Origin of the sequence: Pseudomonas sp. NPDC077649 (genome assembly GCF_044542855.1) — a bacterium.
In the GTDB taxonomy this organism is placed as follows: Bacteria; Pseudomonadota; Gammaproteobacteria; order Pseudomonadales; family Pseudomonadaceae; genus Aquipseudomonas.
Genome location: NZ_JBITVF010000004.1, coordinates 385,548 through 399,462, shown reverse-complemented (window position 1 = coordinate 399,462; position 13,915 = coordinate 385,548). Strand labels below are relative to the sequence as shown.

Genomic DNA, 13,915 nt, shown 5'->3' with positions numbered 1-13,915 from the left:
TCGGTCAAATCACGCTTACCCTAGTTATTGCGCTTCTTTGCACTCGCTGTACTTTCGCTCAAATAAGTAAGATTTTATTAGGCTTTAAGCATTTCTAGGCAACTCATAATCCTTTGGTCAACGGTTCGAGACCGTGTGGGCCCACCACTCAAATAGAGAACTCAGGCCAGCCTTCGGCTGGCCTTTTTCTTACCGAGAGCGTCCCCACGTCCCCGGGCCGTTCTCACAAGCGCAGATCGAACTTATCCAGCAGCAACTCCCCCGGCAGATCGCCGCTGACCAGCTGGTTGCGCCCGCGCGCCTTGCCGCTGTACAGGCGGCGGTCGGCGCTGCGGTAGAGTTCGGCGGCGCTGCGGCCGTCCCTGGGCCAGGCTGCCAGGCCGAAGGTGGCGGACAGGGGGATCGGCTGGCCGTCGTATTGCAGCGGTTGTTCGGCGATCTGCTGGCGCAGGCTTTCCACCAGCGGGTCGGCGCCGGCGCTGTCGGTGTGACGCAGCAGCAGGCCGAATTCCTCGCCGCCCAGGCGGCCGAGCAGGTCGGTGACGCGCAGGCGCTGCTGGAGGATCTGGCAGATATGCTGCAGCGCCATATCGCCGGCCTCGTGGCCCCAGCGGTCGTTGACCTGCTTGAAGTGGTCGACGTCGAGCAGCACCAGCACCAGTTGCCCGTGGCTGCGTTCGGCCTCCTGAATGCTGAGTTGCAGGGCGTGCTGGAAGCTGCCGCGGCTGGCCACGCCGGTCAGCGAGTCGGTCTGCGCCAGGCGCTCCAGCTCTTCGTAGGCCTGCATGCGCAGGCCGTCGTAGATGTGCACGAAGACCAGGATCAGCACGCCGCAGAGAGTGGCGTTGCCCAGATCGATCAGGCCGGCGGCGTCCAGCTGCAGGTGGTTGTCGGCGAAGTACAGCAGCAGCGCCGCCAGCATGAAGGGCGCGGTCAGCACGAAGCCGCGCTTCTTGCCCAGCAGCAGGTAGGCCAGCAGCGGGATCATGTAGACCCAGACGAAGGCGGCGGACGAGGCGTCCGGCATGACGATGATGTAGAGAATGAAGGCGAAGGTGGGGATCAGGTAGAGGTACACCCACAGGTCCAGGTGGCGCGCCCGTTCGATGCGCCAGCCGCCGAACAGCAGCACCACCGTGCAGAGCAATTCGAGGATGGCGAAGGGGTAGTTGCCGGCCAGCGTCTGCAGCACGGCGAAGCCGCCCAGGGTCAGGCCGGTGGCGAGCAGGATGGTGCGCATCAGCGCGCGCTTGCCGGCTTCGCGCAGGCCCGCGCAGTGCCCCGTCGTCAGGTCCTTGTCGTCGTCTCGCTTGCCATCGACCATCAGTCCGCCCAGCACCGCCGCCGTCGTTGGTGCGCGGCCCCCCGCCACGCACTCTCACCCAACTATAGACGGCAAACCGCCAGTACCCAGCCGGCGCTACACCGCGTAGCCGAGCACACGCGGCAGCCACAGGGCGATTTCCGGGAAGATCGCCACCAGCAGTAGGGCGCTGGACATCACCAGGACGAACAGCAAGGCCCAGCCTACGGTCTGCTCCAGACGGATCTTGGCCACCTCGGCGGTGACCATCAGGTTGATCGCCACCGGCGGGGTGAACTGGCCGATGGCGATGTTCATCGCCAGCAGGATGCCGAACCACACCGGGTTCCAGCCGAAGTGCTGCATCACCGGAATCAGGATCGGCATCAGGATCAGGTAGATGGAGATGGCATCGAGCAGCATGCCGGCCAGCAGCACGGCGAGCATCACCAGCGCCAGCAGCACCCAGCCGTTGTCCGACAGCGAGATCAGCCATTCGGCCAGGTGGCGGAAGGTGCCGAGCATGGTGCCGGCCCAGGCGAAGATGCCGGCCAGGGCGATGATCAGCATGACCACGCCGGAGATCACCGCCGCCTCGCCGCAGAGCTTCCACAGGCTGCGCCAGTTCAGCTCGCGGGTGAGCAGCAGGCCGACCAGCACGCCGTAGGCCACCCCGGCCACCGCCGCTTCGGTGGGGGTGAACAGGCCGCTGCGCAGGCCGCCGAGGATCAGCACCGGGGCGAACAGCGCCGGCAGCGCCTGCTTGAAGCTCGCGCCCAGCGGTGGCCGCTCGCCCTGCTCCGGGGATTCCCAACCATAACGACGCGACAGCAGCCAGGCCGGCAGCAGCAGCACCAGGCCGGCGAGGATGCCGGGGAACAGGCCGGCGGCGAACAGCGCGCGCAGGTCCACGCCCGGCACCACGATGGAGTAGAGGATCAGCGCGATGGACGGCGGAATCAGGATCGCGGTGGAGGCGGACGCGGCGATCAGCGTCGCCGAGAACGGCTTGGGATAGCCGGCCTTGGTCATGCTCGGCAGCATCACCATGGCCACCGCCGCCGCATCGGCCGGGCCGGAGCCGCTCATGCCGCCCATGATCAGGCACACCAGCACCGCGACCAGGGCCAGGCCGCCATGACGCGGGCCGATCAGCGCCTGGGCGAAACGTACCAGGCGCAGCGCCACCCCGGCCTTCTCGAACACCAGGCCGGTGAGGATGAACAGCGGAATGGCGATCAGCGGGTACTTGGCCACGCCGTTGTAGGTGTTGGTGCCGAGGGTGGCGAGCATGTCCGGCGACAGCCCGGCGATGATGCCGACGGCGCCGGACAGGCCGAGGGCGAAGGCCACCGGCACACCGAGCGCCAGCAGCACGGCGAAACTGAGGATCAGCCAGAGATCAGGGCTCATCGCCGAGCCTCCCGCGCAGGCGGTCGAGGGTCATCTGGCTCAGGCGCACCAACAGCAGCAGCGCCAGGAGCGGCAGCCAGACCACGTACCACCAGTTGGGCAGGCCGAGGCCGGGCGACTCCGAGTCCCACTGGTATTCCTCCCAGGCGAACTGGCCGCCGTACCAGCACACCAGAGCCAGCACCAGCACGCCGGCCAGCCACTGCAGCAGGATCAGCGGCGTGCGCAGGCGCGGGAACAGGCGCTCGAGCAGGCCGATGCGGATATGCCGGTTGCTGCGCATGGCCACCGAGGCGCCGGCGAAGGTGAGGATGACCAGCAGAAACACCGAGATTTCCTCGGTGAAGGCGAAGGATGCATCGGTGAAATAACGCACCACCACGTTGGCCAGGCTGATCAGGCTGATGATCACCAGGGCCAGGGTGGCGAGCACGCGCTCCAGCGGCGCGTCGATTGGCTTGCTCATAGGAACCTCGAACGACCGTGTTGGCGTGGTTCAGCGGCGGCTGTTCGCCCTCCCCCCTCGCCCATAAATGGGCGAGGGGAGCGGATCGGTGTCGCGCCACAGACCTCCAGCACCCCGCCCCAGAGCCCTGGGACTTGCGGTCAGATAAAGCGAATCAGGGCTGGGCCACGGCCTGGCGGGCGGCGTCCATCAGCGCCTCGCCGATACGCGGCGCCCACTTCTCTTGCACGCCGGCGGTGGCTGCGGCGAAGGCGGCACGCTCGGCCTCGCTCAGTTCGATCACCTCCACGCCGCGCTCGCGGATATCGGCCAGGCGCTGGGCCTGGGCGCTGCGCGACAGCTCGATCTCCCACTTGCCGGCATCGATGGCGGCCTGGCTGAGCAGCTCGCGATCGGCCTCGGGCAGGGCTTTCCACACGCGCTGGTTGACCGCGAAGATCAGCGGGTCGGCCATGTAGTCCCACAGGGTCAGGTACTTCTGCCCGACCTGGTCGATGCGCGCCACGTCGAACACCGACAGCGGGTTCTCCTGGCCGTCCACCGCGCCGGTGGTCAGCGCCGGCTTGGCGTCGGCCCAGCTCATCTGCGTGGGGTTGGCGCCGAGGGCGTTGAAGGTGTCCTGGAACAGCGGCGAGCCGACCACGCGGATCTTCAGGCCGGCCAGGTCGGCCGGGCTGCGCACCGGCTTGGCCGAGTTGGACAGCTGGCGGAAGCCGTTCTCGCCCCAGGCCAGCGGCACGATGCCGCGCTGCTCGATGGCGGCGAAGGCCAGCTTGCCGGCCTCGCCCTGGGTGATGGCGTCGAGGTCGGCGTCGCCCTGCATCAGAAACGGCAGGGAGAACAGGTTGAGCTCCGGCACCTGCGGCGACCAGTTGATGGTCGAGCCCACGGCCATGTCGATCAGCCCGGAGCGCATGGCGGAGAATTCCTTGGTCTGGTCGCCGGCGACCAGCTGCGCATTGGGATAGACGCGCAGGGTGATGCGCCCCGCGGAGCGCTCGTTGACCAGGTCGGCCCATTTCTGCGCGGCCTGGCCCCAGGGGAAGGCGTCCGACAGCACGGTGGAGACGGAGTATTCGCGCGCCTGCGCGGTGGCGCACAGGGCGGTCAGCGCGGCGCCGGCGGCCAGCGCGGAGAAGAGTCGCTTGAGTTTCATCGGGGGCGTCCTTGTATGGATCTTGGTCGTTGTCGTTGTGGCACCGCAAAGCGGTGCGGATCCAGCGGCGAGCGGGTGGCTCGCCTGGCGCGCCTGGTCGGCGCGCGAAGGGGACACGGCGGGTGTCACAACTGCCGGGCAGGCCTTGTGGGCGAACGGCAGGGGCCAGCGGGTTACGCTTAGCCGCCTAACTATTCCAGAAGCGCGCGGCGAATGCCATTGTCCGATGTCTGTTAACGTTGCCCGGCCGAACGAGCCCCACCCATAATCGCCGACACCTGATTTCGGACCTTTGCCCATGGCCATTTCCCGCGACGACCTCGACCAGCACGGCCTGATCATCGGCGTGTCGCCCGAGCGCTTTCGCGCCGTGGCCATGCCGCTGCTGTTCGACCACCTCGATGCCCAGTGCGAAGGCACCATCGCGGTCAACCGCCAGGCGCGCATCGTCTGGATCAACGACAAGTACGCGCAGAAGGTCGGCATCAGCGACCCGCGCAGCGCGCTGGGCAAGGAGGTCGAAGAGGTGCTGCCGGCCAGCCGCCTGCGCGAGGTGGTGGAAAGCGGTCAGCCGAGCATGCTCGACCTGATGGCCTTCGGCGACGAGCACTTCGTGGTCACCCGCATTCCCCTGCGCGACGCGGACGGCACCCTGGTCGGCGCCCTCGGCTTCGTGCTGTTCGACCGCGCCCGCCATCTCAAGCCGCTGATGGCCAAGTACAACCAGCTGCAGAGCCAGCTGCTCGCCACCCAGCACGAGCTGGCCAAGGCCCGTCGCGCGCGCTACACCATCGCCGGCTTCATCGGTGCCAGCGCGGCGGCCAGCGAGGTCAAGCGCCAGGCGCGCCGCGCCGCGCAGCTGGACGCCACGGTGCTGCTGCGCGGCGAGACCGGCACCGGCAAGGAGCTGCTGGCCCAGGGCATCCACAACCTGTCGCCGCGGGCCAACGGCCCCTTCGTCGCGGTCAACGTCGCGGCGATTCCGGAAACCCTGGTCGAGGCCGAGCTGTTCGGCACCGCGCCGGGCGCCTTCACCGGCGCCGAACGCAAGGCGCGGATCGGCAAGTTCGAGGTGGCCAACGGCGGCACCCTGTTTCTCGACGAGATCGGCGACCTGCCGCTGCCGCTGCAGGCCAAGCTGCTGCGGGTGCTGCAGGAGCAGGAGGTGGAGCCGCTCGGCTCCAACCAGGTCAAGCCGCTCAACGTGCGGGTGATCGCCGCCACCCATATCGACCTGGAGGCCAAGGTGGCCACCGGGCAGTTTCGCGACGACCTGTACTACCGCCTCAACGTCCTGGCCCTGCGCGTACCGCCGCTGCGCGAGCGCGCCGGCGACATTCCCGCACTGATCGAGCATCTGCTCGACGACCTGGCCAACCGCTCCGGCCTGGCGCCGCTGGAGCTGAGCGACGACGCCCTGGCCCTGCTCTGCGCCCAGCCCTGGCGCGGCAACGTGCGCGAGCTGCGCAACCTGCTGGAACGGGCGCAGCTGGCGGTCGACGGGCGACTGGATGGCGCGGCCTTGCGCGCTCTGCTGGTCGATCCGGTGGCGCCGAGTGCGCAGATCCCCGTCGCCCCCGTCGCGATGGCCGGCGCACGGACGCTGGCCGAGCAGCTGGCGCAGGCCGAACGCCAGGCCCTGCAGGCGGCGCTGGACGCCACCGGCGGCAACCGCCAGCAGGCCGCCGAACGCCTGGGCATTTCCCGCGCCGGCTTCTACGCCAAGCTGGCGCAGCATGGGCTGGGGCGCCGGGGCTAATTCTGCTCATTTGTGGGAGCGGCTGGGCGGCATTCCGCTTCAGCCGCGAATGCCGTCGCGCCAAGCTTCGCGGCTAAAGCCGCGCCTACAGAAGGCGTTGTGGGCCGCAGTTAGGTAGCCCGGATGAAATCCGGGAATCGACGCCCCCAAAGCCCCGGATTGCATCCGGGCTACGACTCGGGCGTAGGGTGGATCACGCTTTATCGATCCACCATGGGCTACCCCGCGGAACGCAACGGTGGAAATGAACAGCGATTTCCACCCTGCAACACGCTCCAGAAATCCAGATATCTGGACAACCTTCGACCTTTCAATTCCATGAATCTGGACTATATCCAGAAAACTGGACGCCCTCTCGCACCTCTCCTGCTTTCCCGCGCTCGGTCTGAAAGCCTGAAAACCCCTGGCCATAGGCCCTCCCGCCCTATCGACCAAAGTCGTAACGCCCTCTGGCACGACTCTGGCTCTATATCCGGCAAGGGCGCGCTGCCGTATCCGCGTCTTCTCGATAAACGGCCCAGAGCCGCTAGAACAACAACAAAAGGAACCACCCATGGGTACCCTAGGTATTCTGATTTCCCTCGCGCTGCTGATGTACCTCGCCTACCGCGGCATCAACGTGCTGATCCTCGCTCCCCTGCTGGCCCTGCTGGCGTTGCTGTTCGCCGGCGACATCGGCCTGCTGCTGCCCACCTACACCCAGGTGTTCATGAAGGCCATGGGCGGCTACGTGATCCAGTTCTTCCCGCTGTTCCTGCTCGGCGCGCTGTTTGGCAAGCTGATGGACGACTCGGGCTCGGCCCGCGCCATCGCCCACGGCATAGTCGCGAAAGTGGGCAGCGAGCGCGCCATCCTGGCCATAGTGCTGGCCTGCGGCATCCTCACCTACGGCGGCGTGTCGCTGTTCGTGGTGGCCTTCGCCGTGTACCCGATCGGCGCCGCGCTGTTTCGCGAGGCGGGCATTCCCAAGCGCCTGATCCCCGGCGCCATCGCCCTTGGCTCGTTCACCTTCACCATGACCGCGCTGCCCGGCACCCCGGCGATCCAGAACGCCATTCCCAACCCCTTCTTCGGCACCGATGCCTTCGCCGCGCCGGGTCTGGGCGTCATCGCCGGGCTGATCATGTTCGGCCTCGGCACCTGGTGGCTCACCGCCCAGTCGCGCAAGCTGATGGCCGCCGGCGAAGGCTACGGCGAACACCGCGACGACCCGGTTGCCGAGGACAAGCGCGACATTCCCGGCTTCTGGCTGGCGCTGCTGCCGATCTTCGTGGTGATCGCGCTGAACTTCCTGATGGCCAAGCAGATCCTGCCTAGCCTCGACACCAGCTACCTGGCCAAGCCGGAATTCGGCGGCCTGCAGGATGCCAAGTCGCTGATCGGCATCTGGTCGATCATCGTCGCCCTCGGCGCCGCCATCCTGCTGCTGATCGCCCTGCACTGGCGGCGCTGGATGGACCTGAAGCAGAGCGTCAACGACGGCGCCTTCGGCTCCATGCTGCCGATCCTCAACACCGCCGCCGAGGTGGGTTACGGCACGGTGATCGCCTCCCTGGCCGGCTTCGTCATCATCCGCGACCTGGTGCTGGGCGTATCGAGCAACCCGCTGATCTCCGAGGCGGTGGCGGTGAACATCCTCGCCGGCATCACCGGCTCGGCCTCCGGCGGCATGTCCATCGCACTGAAGACCCTGGGCGAGCAGTACCTGACCCTGGCCAACGCCGCCGGCATCAGCCCCGAGCTGCTGCACCGCGTCGCCGCCATGGCCTCGGGCTGCATGGACACATTGCCGCACAACGGCGCGGTGATCTCGCTGCTGGCGATCTGCAAGCTCACCCACCGCGAGTCGTACAAGTTCATCTTCGTCAACACCGTGGCCTTCCCGCTGGTGGCGCTGGTTGTCGTCATCACCCTGGGCACGCTGTTTGGCAGTTTCTGACCAGGCCCTGCAGGAGCAGCTCCCGGCCGCTCCTGCAGCCCCCGTTCTCCACGAGTACCCGCAATGAGCAAGATCATGACCGCCGCCGAAGCCGTGGCGCGCATCCCGGACAACGCCAACCTGGCCACCGGCGGCTTCGTCGGCATCGGCTTCGCCGAGGAAATCGCCATCGCCCTGGAGCGGCGTTTTCTCGCCGAACGGGCGCCGCGCGACCTGACCCTGGTGTACGCCGCCGGCCAGGGTGACGGCAAGGGCCGCGGCCTCAATCACCTGGCCCATGAGGGCCTGGTGCGGCGGGTGATCGGCGGTCACTGGGGCCTGGTGCCGGGGCTGCAGAAGCTGGCGGTGGACAACCGCATCGAGGCCTACAACCTGCCGCAGGGAGTGATCTCCCAGCTGTTTCGCGACATCGCCGCCGGCAAGCCGGGGCAGCTGTCGCGGGTCGGCCTGGGCACCTACGTCGACCCGCGCCACGGCGGCGGCAAGCTCAATGCGCGCACCACCACCGAGCTGGTGCGGCTGATGCCCATCGACGGGCAGGACTACCTGTTCTACCCGACCTTTCCCATCGACGTGGCGGTGGTGCGCGCCACCAGCAGCGATCCCGACGGCAACCTCAGCTTCGAGCGCGAGGCGCTGACCATCGAGAGCCTGGCCATCGCCATGGCCGCGCACAACAGCGGCGGCCTGGTGATCGCCCAAGTCGAGCGCCTGGTCGAGCGCGGCTCGCTGAATGCGCGCGAGGTGAAGATCCCCGGCATCCTGGTGGACTGCGTGGTGCAGGCCGAGCCGGCCAATCACCAGCAGACCTTCGCCACCGCCTACAACCCGGCCTTCGCCGCCGAGACCCGGGTGCCGGTGGACAGCCTGGCGCCGCTGCCGCTGGACGTACGCAAGCTGATCGCCCGCCGCGCGGCGCTGGAGCTCAAGGCCGGCGCGGTGGTCAACCTTGGCATCGGCATGCCCGAGGGCGTCGCCGCGGTGGCCGCCGAGGAAGGGGTGATCGAGCGCCTGACCCTGACCGCCGAGCCCGGCGTGATCGGCGGCATCCCCGCATCCGGGCTGGACTTTGGCGCGGCGAGCAACCACAGCGCGCTGCTGGATCAGCCCTACCAGTTCGACTTCTACGACGGCGGCGGCCTGAATATCGCCTTCCTCGGCCTGGCCCAGGCCGATGCCGCGGGCAACCTCAATGTGTCCAAGTTCGGCTCGCGCCTGGCCGGCGCCGGCGGTTTTATCAATATCAGCCAGAACGCCAAGCAGGTGGTGTTCGTCGGCACCTTCAGCGCCGGCGCGCAGGACATCCGCATCGAAGGCGGCCAGCTGCGCATCGTGCAGGACGGCGCGCTGCGCAAGTTCGTCGCCGAGGTAGAGCACCGCACCTTCGCCGGCCGCCTGGCCGCCGAACGCGGCCAGCCGGTGCTCTACGTCACCGAGCGCTGCGTATTCCGCCTGAGCCTGGACGGCCTGGAGCTGATCGAGGTGGCGCCGGGGGTGGATATCCAGCGCGACATCCTCGCGCGCATGGACTTCGCGCCGATCGTGCGCGAGCCGAAGTTGATGGACGCGCGGCTGTTTCGCCCAGAGCCCATCGGCCTGGCCCAGTGCCTACAAAATCTTTGAGCGTGAACTTACGGGCCTAACAGGCCCGATTATTTGCCGGAATGCTTAAGGTGCTCACGCCTCATCGATCCACCCTGGGCAATCGAGGCGAACGCCCCGAGATAGCGCCCCCGGATTTCATCCGGGCTACGCCGGTTAGACCGTAGGGTGGACCACGCTTCATCGGTCCACCATGGGCAATCGAGACAAAGGCTCATGGTGGAAATGAACAGCGATTTCCACCCTACGTCCTTTCCCCCAGCTTATGCCGCGCGGCATACAGGCAAACCATCTCCATGGCCACCGTGGCGCCGGCCAGGGCGGTGATCTCGGCGTGGTCGTAGGGCGGCGAGACCTCCACCACATCCATGCCCACCAGGTTGATGCCGCGCAGGCCACGCAGGATCTCCAGCGCCTGGTGGGTACTCAGGCCGCCGCACACCGGGGTGCCGGTGCCGGGGGCGAAGGCCGGGTCGAGGCAGTCGATATCGAAGGTCAGGTAGACCGGGTGGTCGCCGACCCGGGCGCGGATCAGCTCGGCGATCTGCTGCGGGCCGCGGCGATGCACCTCGGGCGCGTCCAGCACCTGGAAGCCCAGGGTGTCGTCATTGGTGGTGCGCAGGCCGATCTGCACCGAGCGCGCCGGGTCCACCAGGCCCTGGCGGGCGGCGTGGTAGAACATGGTGCCGTGGCTGACGCCCTGTTCGCTGGCATCGCTATCCGGCCAGGTGTCGCTGTGGGCATCGAAGTGCACCAGCGACAGCGCGCCATGCCGCTTGGCATGGGCCTTGAGCAGCGGGTAGCTGATGAAATGGTCGCCGCCCAGGGTCAGCAGGCCACAGCCGGCGGCAACGATCCGCTCGGCATGCGCCTCGATGGCCGCCGGAATCCTGTGCGGCAGGGCGTGATCGAAGTTGCAGTCGCCGTAGTCGATCACCGCCAGCTGGTCGAAGGGGTCGAATTCCCAGGGGTAGTGGCGTTCCCAGGCGCTGGTCACCGAGGCGGCGCGGATCGCCCGCGGGCCGAAGCGGCTGCCGGGCCTGTTGGTAGTGGCGGTGTCGAAGGGCACGCCGCTGACCACCAGATCGACACCCTCCAGGTCGCGCGAGTAGCGCCGGCGCATAAAGCTGGTGACGCCGGCGTAGGTCGGCTCCGAATAGGTGCCGTAGAGGCTGTCGCGGGTGATCGCCAGGTCGTTGCCTAGGAATGCTTCCATTGCCTTGTCCTCAATACTGACTGCGAAAGGTGGTCCAGATACGGGTGCGCTCGCGCTGCTGGCGCAGCGGCATCAGCTGCTCGCTGAACAGGCGCGCGCGGACTTCGGCCGGCGGGTAGATATCCGGATCGCCGGCGATGGCCTCGTCCACCAGCGCGGTGGCGGCCTGGTTGGCGTTGGCGAAGAACACGCTGTTGGTCAGCTCGGCGATGGCTTCGGGACGCAGCATGAAGTCGATAAAGGCATGGGCGGCCTGCGGATGCGGCGCGTCGGCGGGGATGGCCATGGTGTCGAACCAGATCAGCGTGCCTTCGACCGGCACGCGGTACTCCACGCTGAACGGCTGGCCGGCCTCGCGGGCATTGTCGGCGGCCATAAAGGCGTCGCCGTTGTAGGTCAGCGCCAGGCAGATCTCGCCCTTGGCCAGGTCGTCGATATGCCGGCCGCTGCCGACGTAGCGCAGGCTGGGCTGCAGGCCGGCGAGCAGTTGCTGCACCGCGGCCAGGTCGGCCTTGTCGCTGCTGTAGGGGTCCTTGCCCAGGTAGTGCAGGGCGATGCTGATCACCTCCTGGGGCGAGTCGATCACGGCGATGCCGCAGTCCTTGAGCCGGCTGGCGTATTCGGGCTTGAACAGCAGATCCAGGCTGTTGCTCGGCACGCCCGGCAGGCGCTGCGCCAGCGCCTCCTTGTTGTAACCCAGGCCGACCGTGCCCCAGGTGTAGGGCACGCCGTAGCGGTTGCCGGGGTCGGCCGCGGCCAGCTTAGCCAGCAGCTCGCCGTCCAGGTTGCCCAGGTTGCTCAGCCGGCGGCGCTCGACCGGCTGCACGGCGCCGGCCTGGATCGCCCGGGCCAGGCCGCTGGAGGCGGGAAAGACGACGTCATAGCCGCTGCCGCCGGTGAGCAGCTTGCTGTCCAGGGCCTCGGCGCTGTCGAAGATGTCGTACTTGACCCGGATGCCGGTCTCGTCCTTGAAGCGCTGCAGCGCCTGCTCGGGGATATAGGCCGACCAGCTGTAGAGATTCAGGGCCTTGTCTTCGGCCTGCACGGCGAAGGCGCTGCACAGCAGCAGGGGGAGGATGACCTGGCGCATCGGGTATGGCCTCGTGGTGGTGATGGGCTGGGGGTCATCCTGCGCCCGGCGTTGCTTCGAATAAATACGAAGTGATCTACTCTGGCATCGACAACCATCAATGTATGGAGCCGCCATGCTCAGCCAATTGCGCGACCTCGACCTGCAGCTGCTGCGCCTGTTCGTCACCGTGGTGGAGAGCGGCGGCTTCAGCGCGGCGCAGGGCGAGCTGGGCATCGGCCAGTCGACCATCAGCACGCAGATGGCCAAGCTGGAGACGCGCCTGGGCTTTCGCCTGTGCGAACGGGGCAAGGCCGGCTTTCGCCTGACCGCCAAGGGCGAGCAGGTGCTGGCCGCCACGCGCAAGCTGTTCGGCGCCATCGAGACCTTCAAGGGCGAGGCCCAAGGCATGGCCGACAAACTGCTCGGCGAACTGCGCATCGGCCTCTCCGAGGCGCTCTCGGACCAGGTGCTGGAACGCCTCGGCGAGGCCATCGGGCGTTTCCGCCAGCGCAACCAGGCGGTGCAGATCGAGCTGCTCAGCGCCATGCCCGCCGAGCTGGAACGGCGCCTGCTGCAGGACCAGCTGCAACTGGCCATCGGCTATTTCTCCGGCAGCCAGACGGCGCTGGACTACCGGCCGCTGTTCGCCGAGCGCCAGCGCCTGTACTGCGGGCGCCAGCACCCGCTGTTCGGGCGCGAGACGGTCGCGGCCAGCGACCTGGAGGACGGCGACCGGGTGCTGCACCCCTACCGCTTCGGCGCCGCCGGCGAGCCCTGGCAGTCCAGCGTCAGCAGCGCGCGCTGCGAACAGGTCGAGGGCAGCCTGGCCTTCGTCCTCTCCGGCGCCCACCTGGGTTACCTGCCCGAGCATATCGCCGCGCCCTGGGTGGCGCGCGGCAAGCTGCGCTGCCTGCCGGACAGCTGGGACTTCACCGTGCAGTTCCGCCTCGCCAGCCACCGCGGCCATAGCCCCGGCGAAGCGCAGCTGGCCTTCGCCGAGGACCTGCTGACGGCCTTCGGAGCGGACTAGGGGCGCTGCGCGCCAGGCTCCCCGGCCGTCCTCAGCTCGGCGGCCAGGGCTTCCAGCGCAGCGAGGATCGCCACGATCTCGGCATGCAGGTCGCGTTCGTCGGGGATTTCCGCTTCCAGTTGCAACTGTGGATCGAAGCCCAGGGGGATATGGATGCCCATAACGTTGTCCTCGTCGGCGCAGGCCGAACATGGCTGAAGGATAGTTGGGCAGGGGATGAGCCGAACGGCTCGAAACGGAATGCTGCACATCAGACTGTGCTCGCAACATGACGCCTTTATGACCCTGATCGGTAGCGAGGCTCAAGCTAGAGCGTCCGGCAAGCGATAAACGGCGGTCTATAGTTGCTCACTCCCATTCGTTCTCGCCGCAAGGAGTTCCCATGAGCAAGACCTACCACGTCGCCGTGCTGGTCGGCAGCCTGCGCAAGGCCTCGATCAACCGCAAGCTGGCGCTGGCCCTGGCTCAGCTGGCACCGCCCTCGCTGAAGCTGGAGATAGTCGAGATCGGCGACCTGCCGCTGTACAACGAGGACATCGACCAGGGCAGCCCGCCCGAGGCCTACGTCGCCTTTCGCGCCAAGCTCAAGGGCGCCGACGCGCTGCTGTTCGTCACCCCGGAGTACAACCGCTCGATGCCCGGGGCGCTGAAGAACGCCATCGACGTCGGCTCGCGGCCCTACGGCCAGAGCGCCTTCAGCGGCAAGCCCGGCGCCGTGCTGAGCGCCTCGCCGGGGGCCATCGGCGGCTTCGGCGCCAACCATGCGCTGCGCCAGTGCATGGTGTTTCTCGACGTCTACATGATGCAGCAGCCGGAGGCCTACCTCGGCGGCGCCGGCAGCTTCTTCGAGGAGGCCGGCATGCTCGGCGACGGCATCAGGCCCTTCCTGCAGAAGTTCATCGACGCCTATGCCGCCTGGGTGGCGCAGCACGCCTGACATCGGGGCGGGCGGCACGGGC

At 67.8% G+C, this 13,915-nt stretch carries 12 protein-coding genes; 5 read left to right on the top strand and 7 right to left on the bottom strand.

Annotation, left to right across the window (positions count from 1 at the left end; all coding sequences use genetic code 11):
* Positions 1-223: 223 nt before the first annotated feature.
* From ACIGFL_RS15445 to ACIGFL_RS15430, 4 genes are all read right to left on the bottom strand, one after another.
* Positions 224-1,324 carry a GGDEF domain-containing protein gene (locus ACIGFL_RS15445; RefSeq protein WP_397497815.1) on the bottom strand — a complete coding sequence of 367 codons (1,101 nt, stop codon included), beginning with the start codon at positions 1,322-1,324 and terminating at the stop codon, positions 224-226.
* A gap of 96 nt (positions 1,325-1,420) precedes the next feature.
* On the bottom strand, positions 1,421-2,716 hold the full coding sequence (locus tag ACIGFL_RS15440; RefSeq protein WP_397497782.1) for a TRAP transporter large permease: 1,296 nt from the start codon (positions 2,714-2,716) through the stop codon (positions 1,421-1,423).
* The gene (locus ACIGFL_RS15435; RefSeq protein ID WP_397488790.1) at positions 2,706-3,182 is read right to left on the bottom strand and encodes a TRAP transporter small permease; all 477 of its coding nucleotides are present in this window, start codon (positions 3,180-3,182) and stop codon (positions 2,706-2,708) included. The genes ACIGFL_RS15440 and ACIGFL_RS15435 overlap by 11 nt, the downstream gene beginning before the upstream one ends.
* Positions 3,183-3,336: 154 nt before the next feature.
* Positions 3,337-4,338 (bottom strand): DctP family TRAP transporter solute-binding subunit, encoded by a 1,002-nt coding sequence (locus ACIGFL_RS15430; RefSeq protein WP_397497781.1) that lies wholly within the window; start codon positions 4,336-4,338, stop codon positions 3,337-3,339.
* Between the two features lie 298 nt (positions 4,339-4,636).
* Between ACIGFL_RS15430 and ACIGFL_RS15425 the strand changes: the two genes are divergently transcribed.
* From ACIGFL_RS15425 to ACIGFL_RS15415, 3 genes are all read left to right on the top strand, one after another.
* Positions 4,637-6,097, top strand: a complete 1,461-nt coding sequence (locus tag ACIGFL_RS15425; protein WP_397497780.1) for a sigma-54 interaction domain-containing protein — start codon at positions 4,637-4,639, stop codon at positions 6,095-6,097.
* A 553-nt stretch (positions 6,098-6,650) separates the two neighbouring features.
* Positions 6,651-8,036 (top strand): GntP family permease, encoded by a 1,386-nt coding sequence (locus ACIGFL_RS15420; RefSeq protein WP_122110217.1) that lies wholly within the window; start codon positions 6,651-6,653, stop codon positions 8,034-8,036.
* Positions 8,037-8,099: 63 nt separating this feature from the next.
* Complete coding sequence (locus ACIGFL_RS15415; protein ID WP_397497779.1) at positions 8,100-9,659, top strand: acyl CoA:acetate/3-ketoacid CoA transferase; 1,560 nt, start codon at positions 8,100-8,102, stop codon at positions 9,657-9,659.
* Between the two features lie 223 nt (positions 9,660-9,882).
* Here ACIGFL_RS15415 and speB read toward each other — a convergent pair whose 3' ends face one another.
* A complete protein-coding gene (speB, locus tag ACIGFL_RS15410) occupies positions 9,883-10,854 on the bottom strand; it encodes an agmatinase (RefSeq protein ID WP_397497778.1) in 972 nt (323 codons plus the stop codon).
* A gap of 10 nt (positions 10,855-10,864) precedes the next feature.
* Positions 10,865-11,944 carry a polyamine ABC transporter substrate-binding protein gene (locus ACIGFL_RS15405; protein ID WP_397497777.1) on the bottom strand — a complete coding sequence of 360 codons (1,080 nt, stop codon included), beginning with the start codon at positions 11,942-11,944 and terminating at the stop codon, positions 10,865-10,867.
* 115 nt (positions 11,945-12,059) lie between these two features.
* Here ACIGFL_RS15405 and ACIGFL_RS15400 point away from each other — a divergent pair, with 115 nt between their 5' ends.
* Positions 12,060-12,956: a LysR family transcriptional regulator gene (locus ACIGFL_RS15400; protein WP_397497776.1), complete on the top strand. Its 897-nt coding sequence runs from the start codon at positions 12,060-12,062 to the stop codon at positions 12,954-12,956.
* Here the strand turns inward: ACIGFL_RS15400 and ACIGFL_RS15395 are convergent.
* The gene (locus ACIGFL_RS15395) at positions 12,953-13,117 is read right to left on the bottom strand and encodes a hypothetical protein (RefSeq protein ID WP_021442510.1); all 165 of its coding nucleotides are present in this window, start codon (positions 13,115-13,117) and stop codon (positions 12,953-12,955) included. The genes ACIGFL_RS15400 and ACIGFL_RS15395 overlap by 4 nt on opposite strands.
* Positions 13,118-13,338: 221 nt before the next feature.
* Between ACIGFL_RS15395 and ACIGFL_RS15390 the strand changes: the two genes are divergently transcribed.
* The gene (locus tag ACIGFL_RS15390) at positions 13,339-13,893 is read left to right on the top strand and encodes an NADPH-dependent FMN reductase (protein WP_021442511.1); all 555 of its coding nucleotides are present in this window, start codon (positions 13,339-13,341) and stop codon (positions 13,891-13,893) included.
* Positions 13,894-13,915: the final 22 nt, after the last annotated feature.

Coding starts and splice junctions, on each gene's coding strand:
- ACIGFL_RS15445 (WP_397497815.1), bottom strand. CDS start 1,324: ATGGTCGATGGCAAGCGAGACGACGACAAGGACCTGACGACGGGGCAC.
- ACIGFL_RS15440 (WP_397497782.1), bottom strand. CDS start 2,716: ATGAGCCCTGATCTCTGGCTGATCCTCAGTTTCGCCGTGCTGCTGGCG.
- ACIGFL_RS15435 (WP_397488790.1), bottom strand. CDS start 3,182: ATGAGCAAGCCAATCGACGCGCCGCTGGAGCGCGTGCTCGCCACCCTG.
- ACIGFL_RS15430 (WP_397497781.1), bottom strand. CDS start 4,338: ATGAAACTCAAGCGACTCTTCTCCGCGCTGGCCGCCGGCGCCGCGCTG.
- ACIGFL_RS15425 (WP_397497780.1), top strand. CDS start 4,637: ATGGCCATTTCCCGCGACGACCTCGACCAGCACGGCCTGATCATCGGC.
- ACIGFL_RS15420 (WP_122110217.1), top strand. CDS start 6,651: ATGGGTACCCTAGGTATTCTGATTTCCCTCGCGCTGCTGATGTACCTC.
- ACIGFL_RS15415 (WP_397497779.1), top strand. CDS start 8,100: ATGAGCAAGATCATGACCGCCGCCGAAGCCGTGGCGCGCATCCCGGAC.
- speB (WP_397497778.1), bottom strand. CDS start 10,854: ATGGAAGCATTCCTAGGCAACGACCTGGCGATCACCCGCGACAGCCTC.
- ACIGFL_RS15405 (WP_397497777.1), bottom strand. CDS start 11,944: ATGCGCCAGGTCATCCTCCCCCTGCTGCTGTGCAGCGCCTTCGCCGTG.
- ACIGFL_RS15400 (WP_397497776.1), top strand. CDS start 12,060: ATGCTCAGCCAATTGCGCGACCTCGACCTGCAGCTGCTGCGCCTGTTC.
- ACIGFL_RS15395 (WP_021442510.1), bottom strand. CDS start 13,117: ATGGGCATCCATATCCCCCTGGGCTTCGATCCACAGTTGCAACTGGAA.
- ACIGFL_RS15390 (WP_021442511.1), top strand. CDS start 13,339: ATGAGCAAGACCTACCACGTCGCCGTGCTGGTCGGCAGCCTGCGCAAG.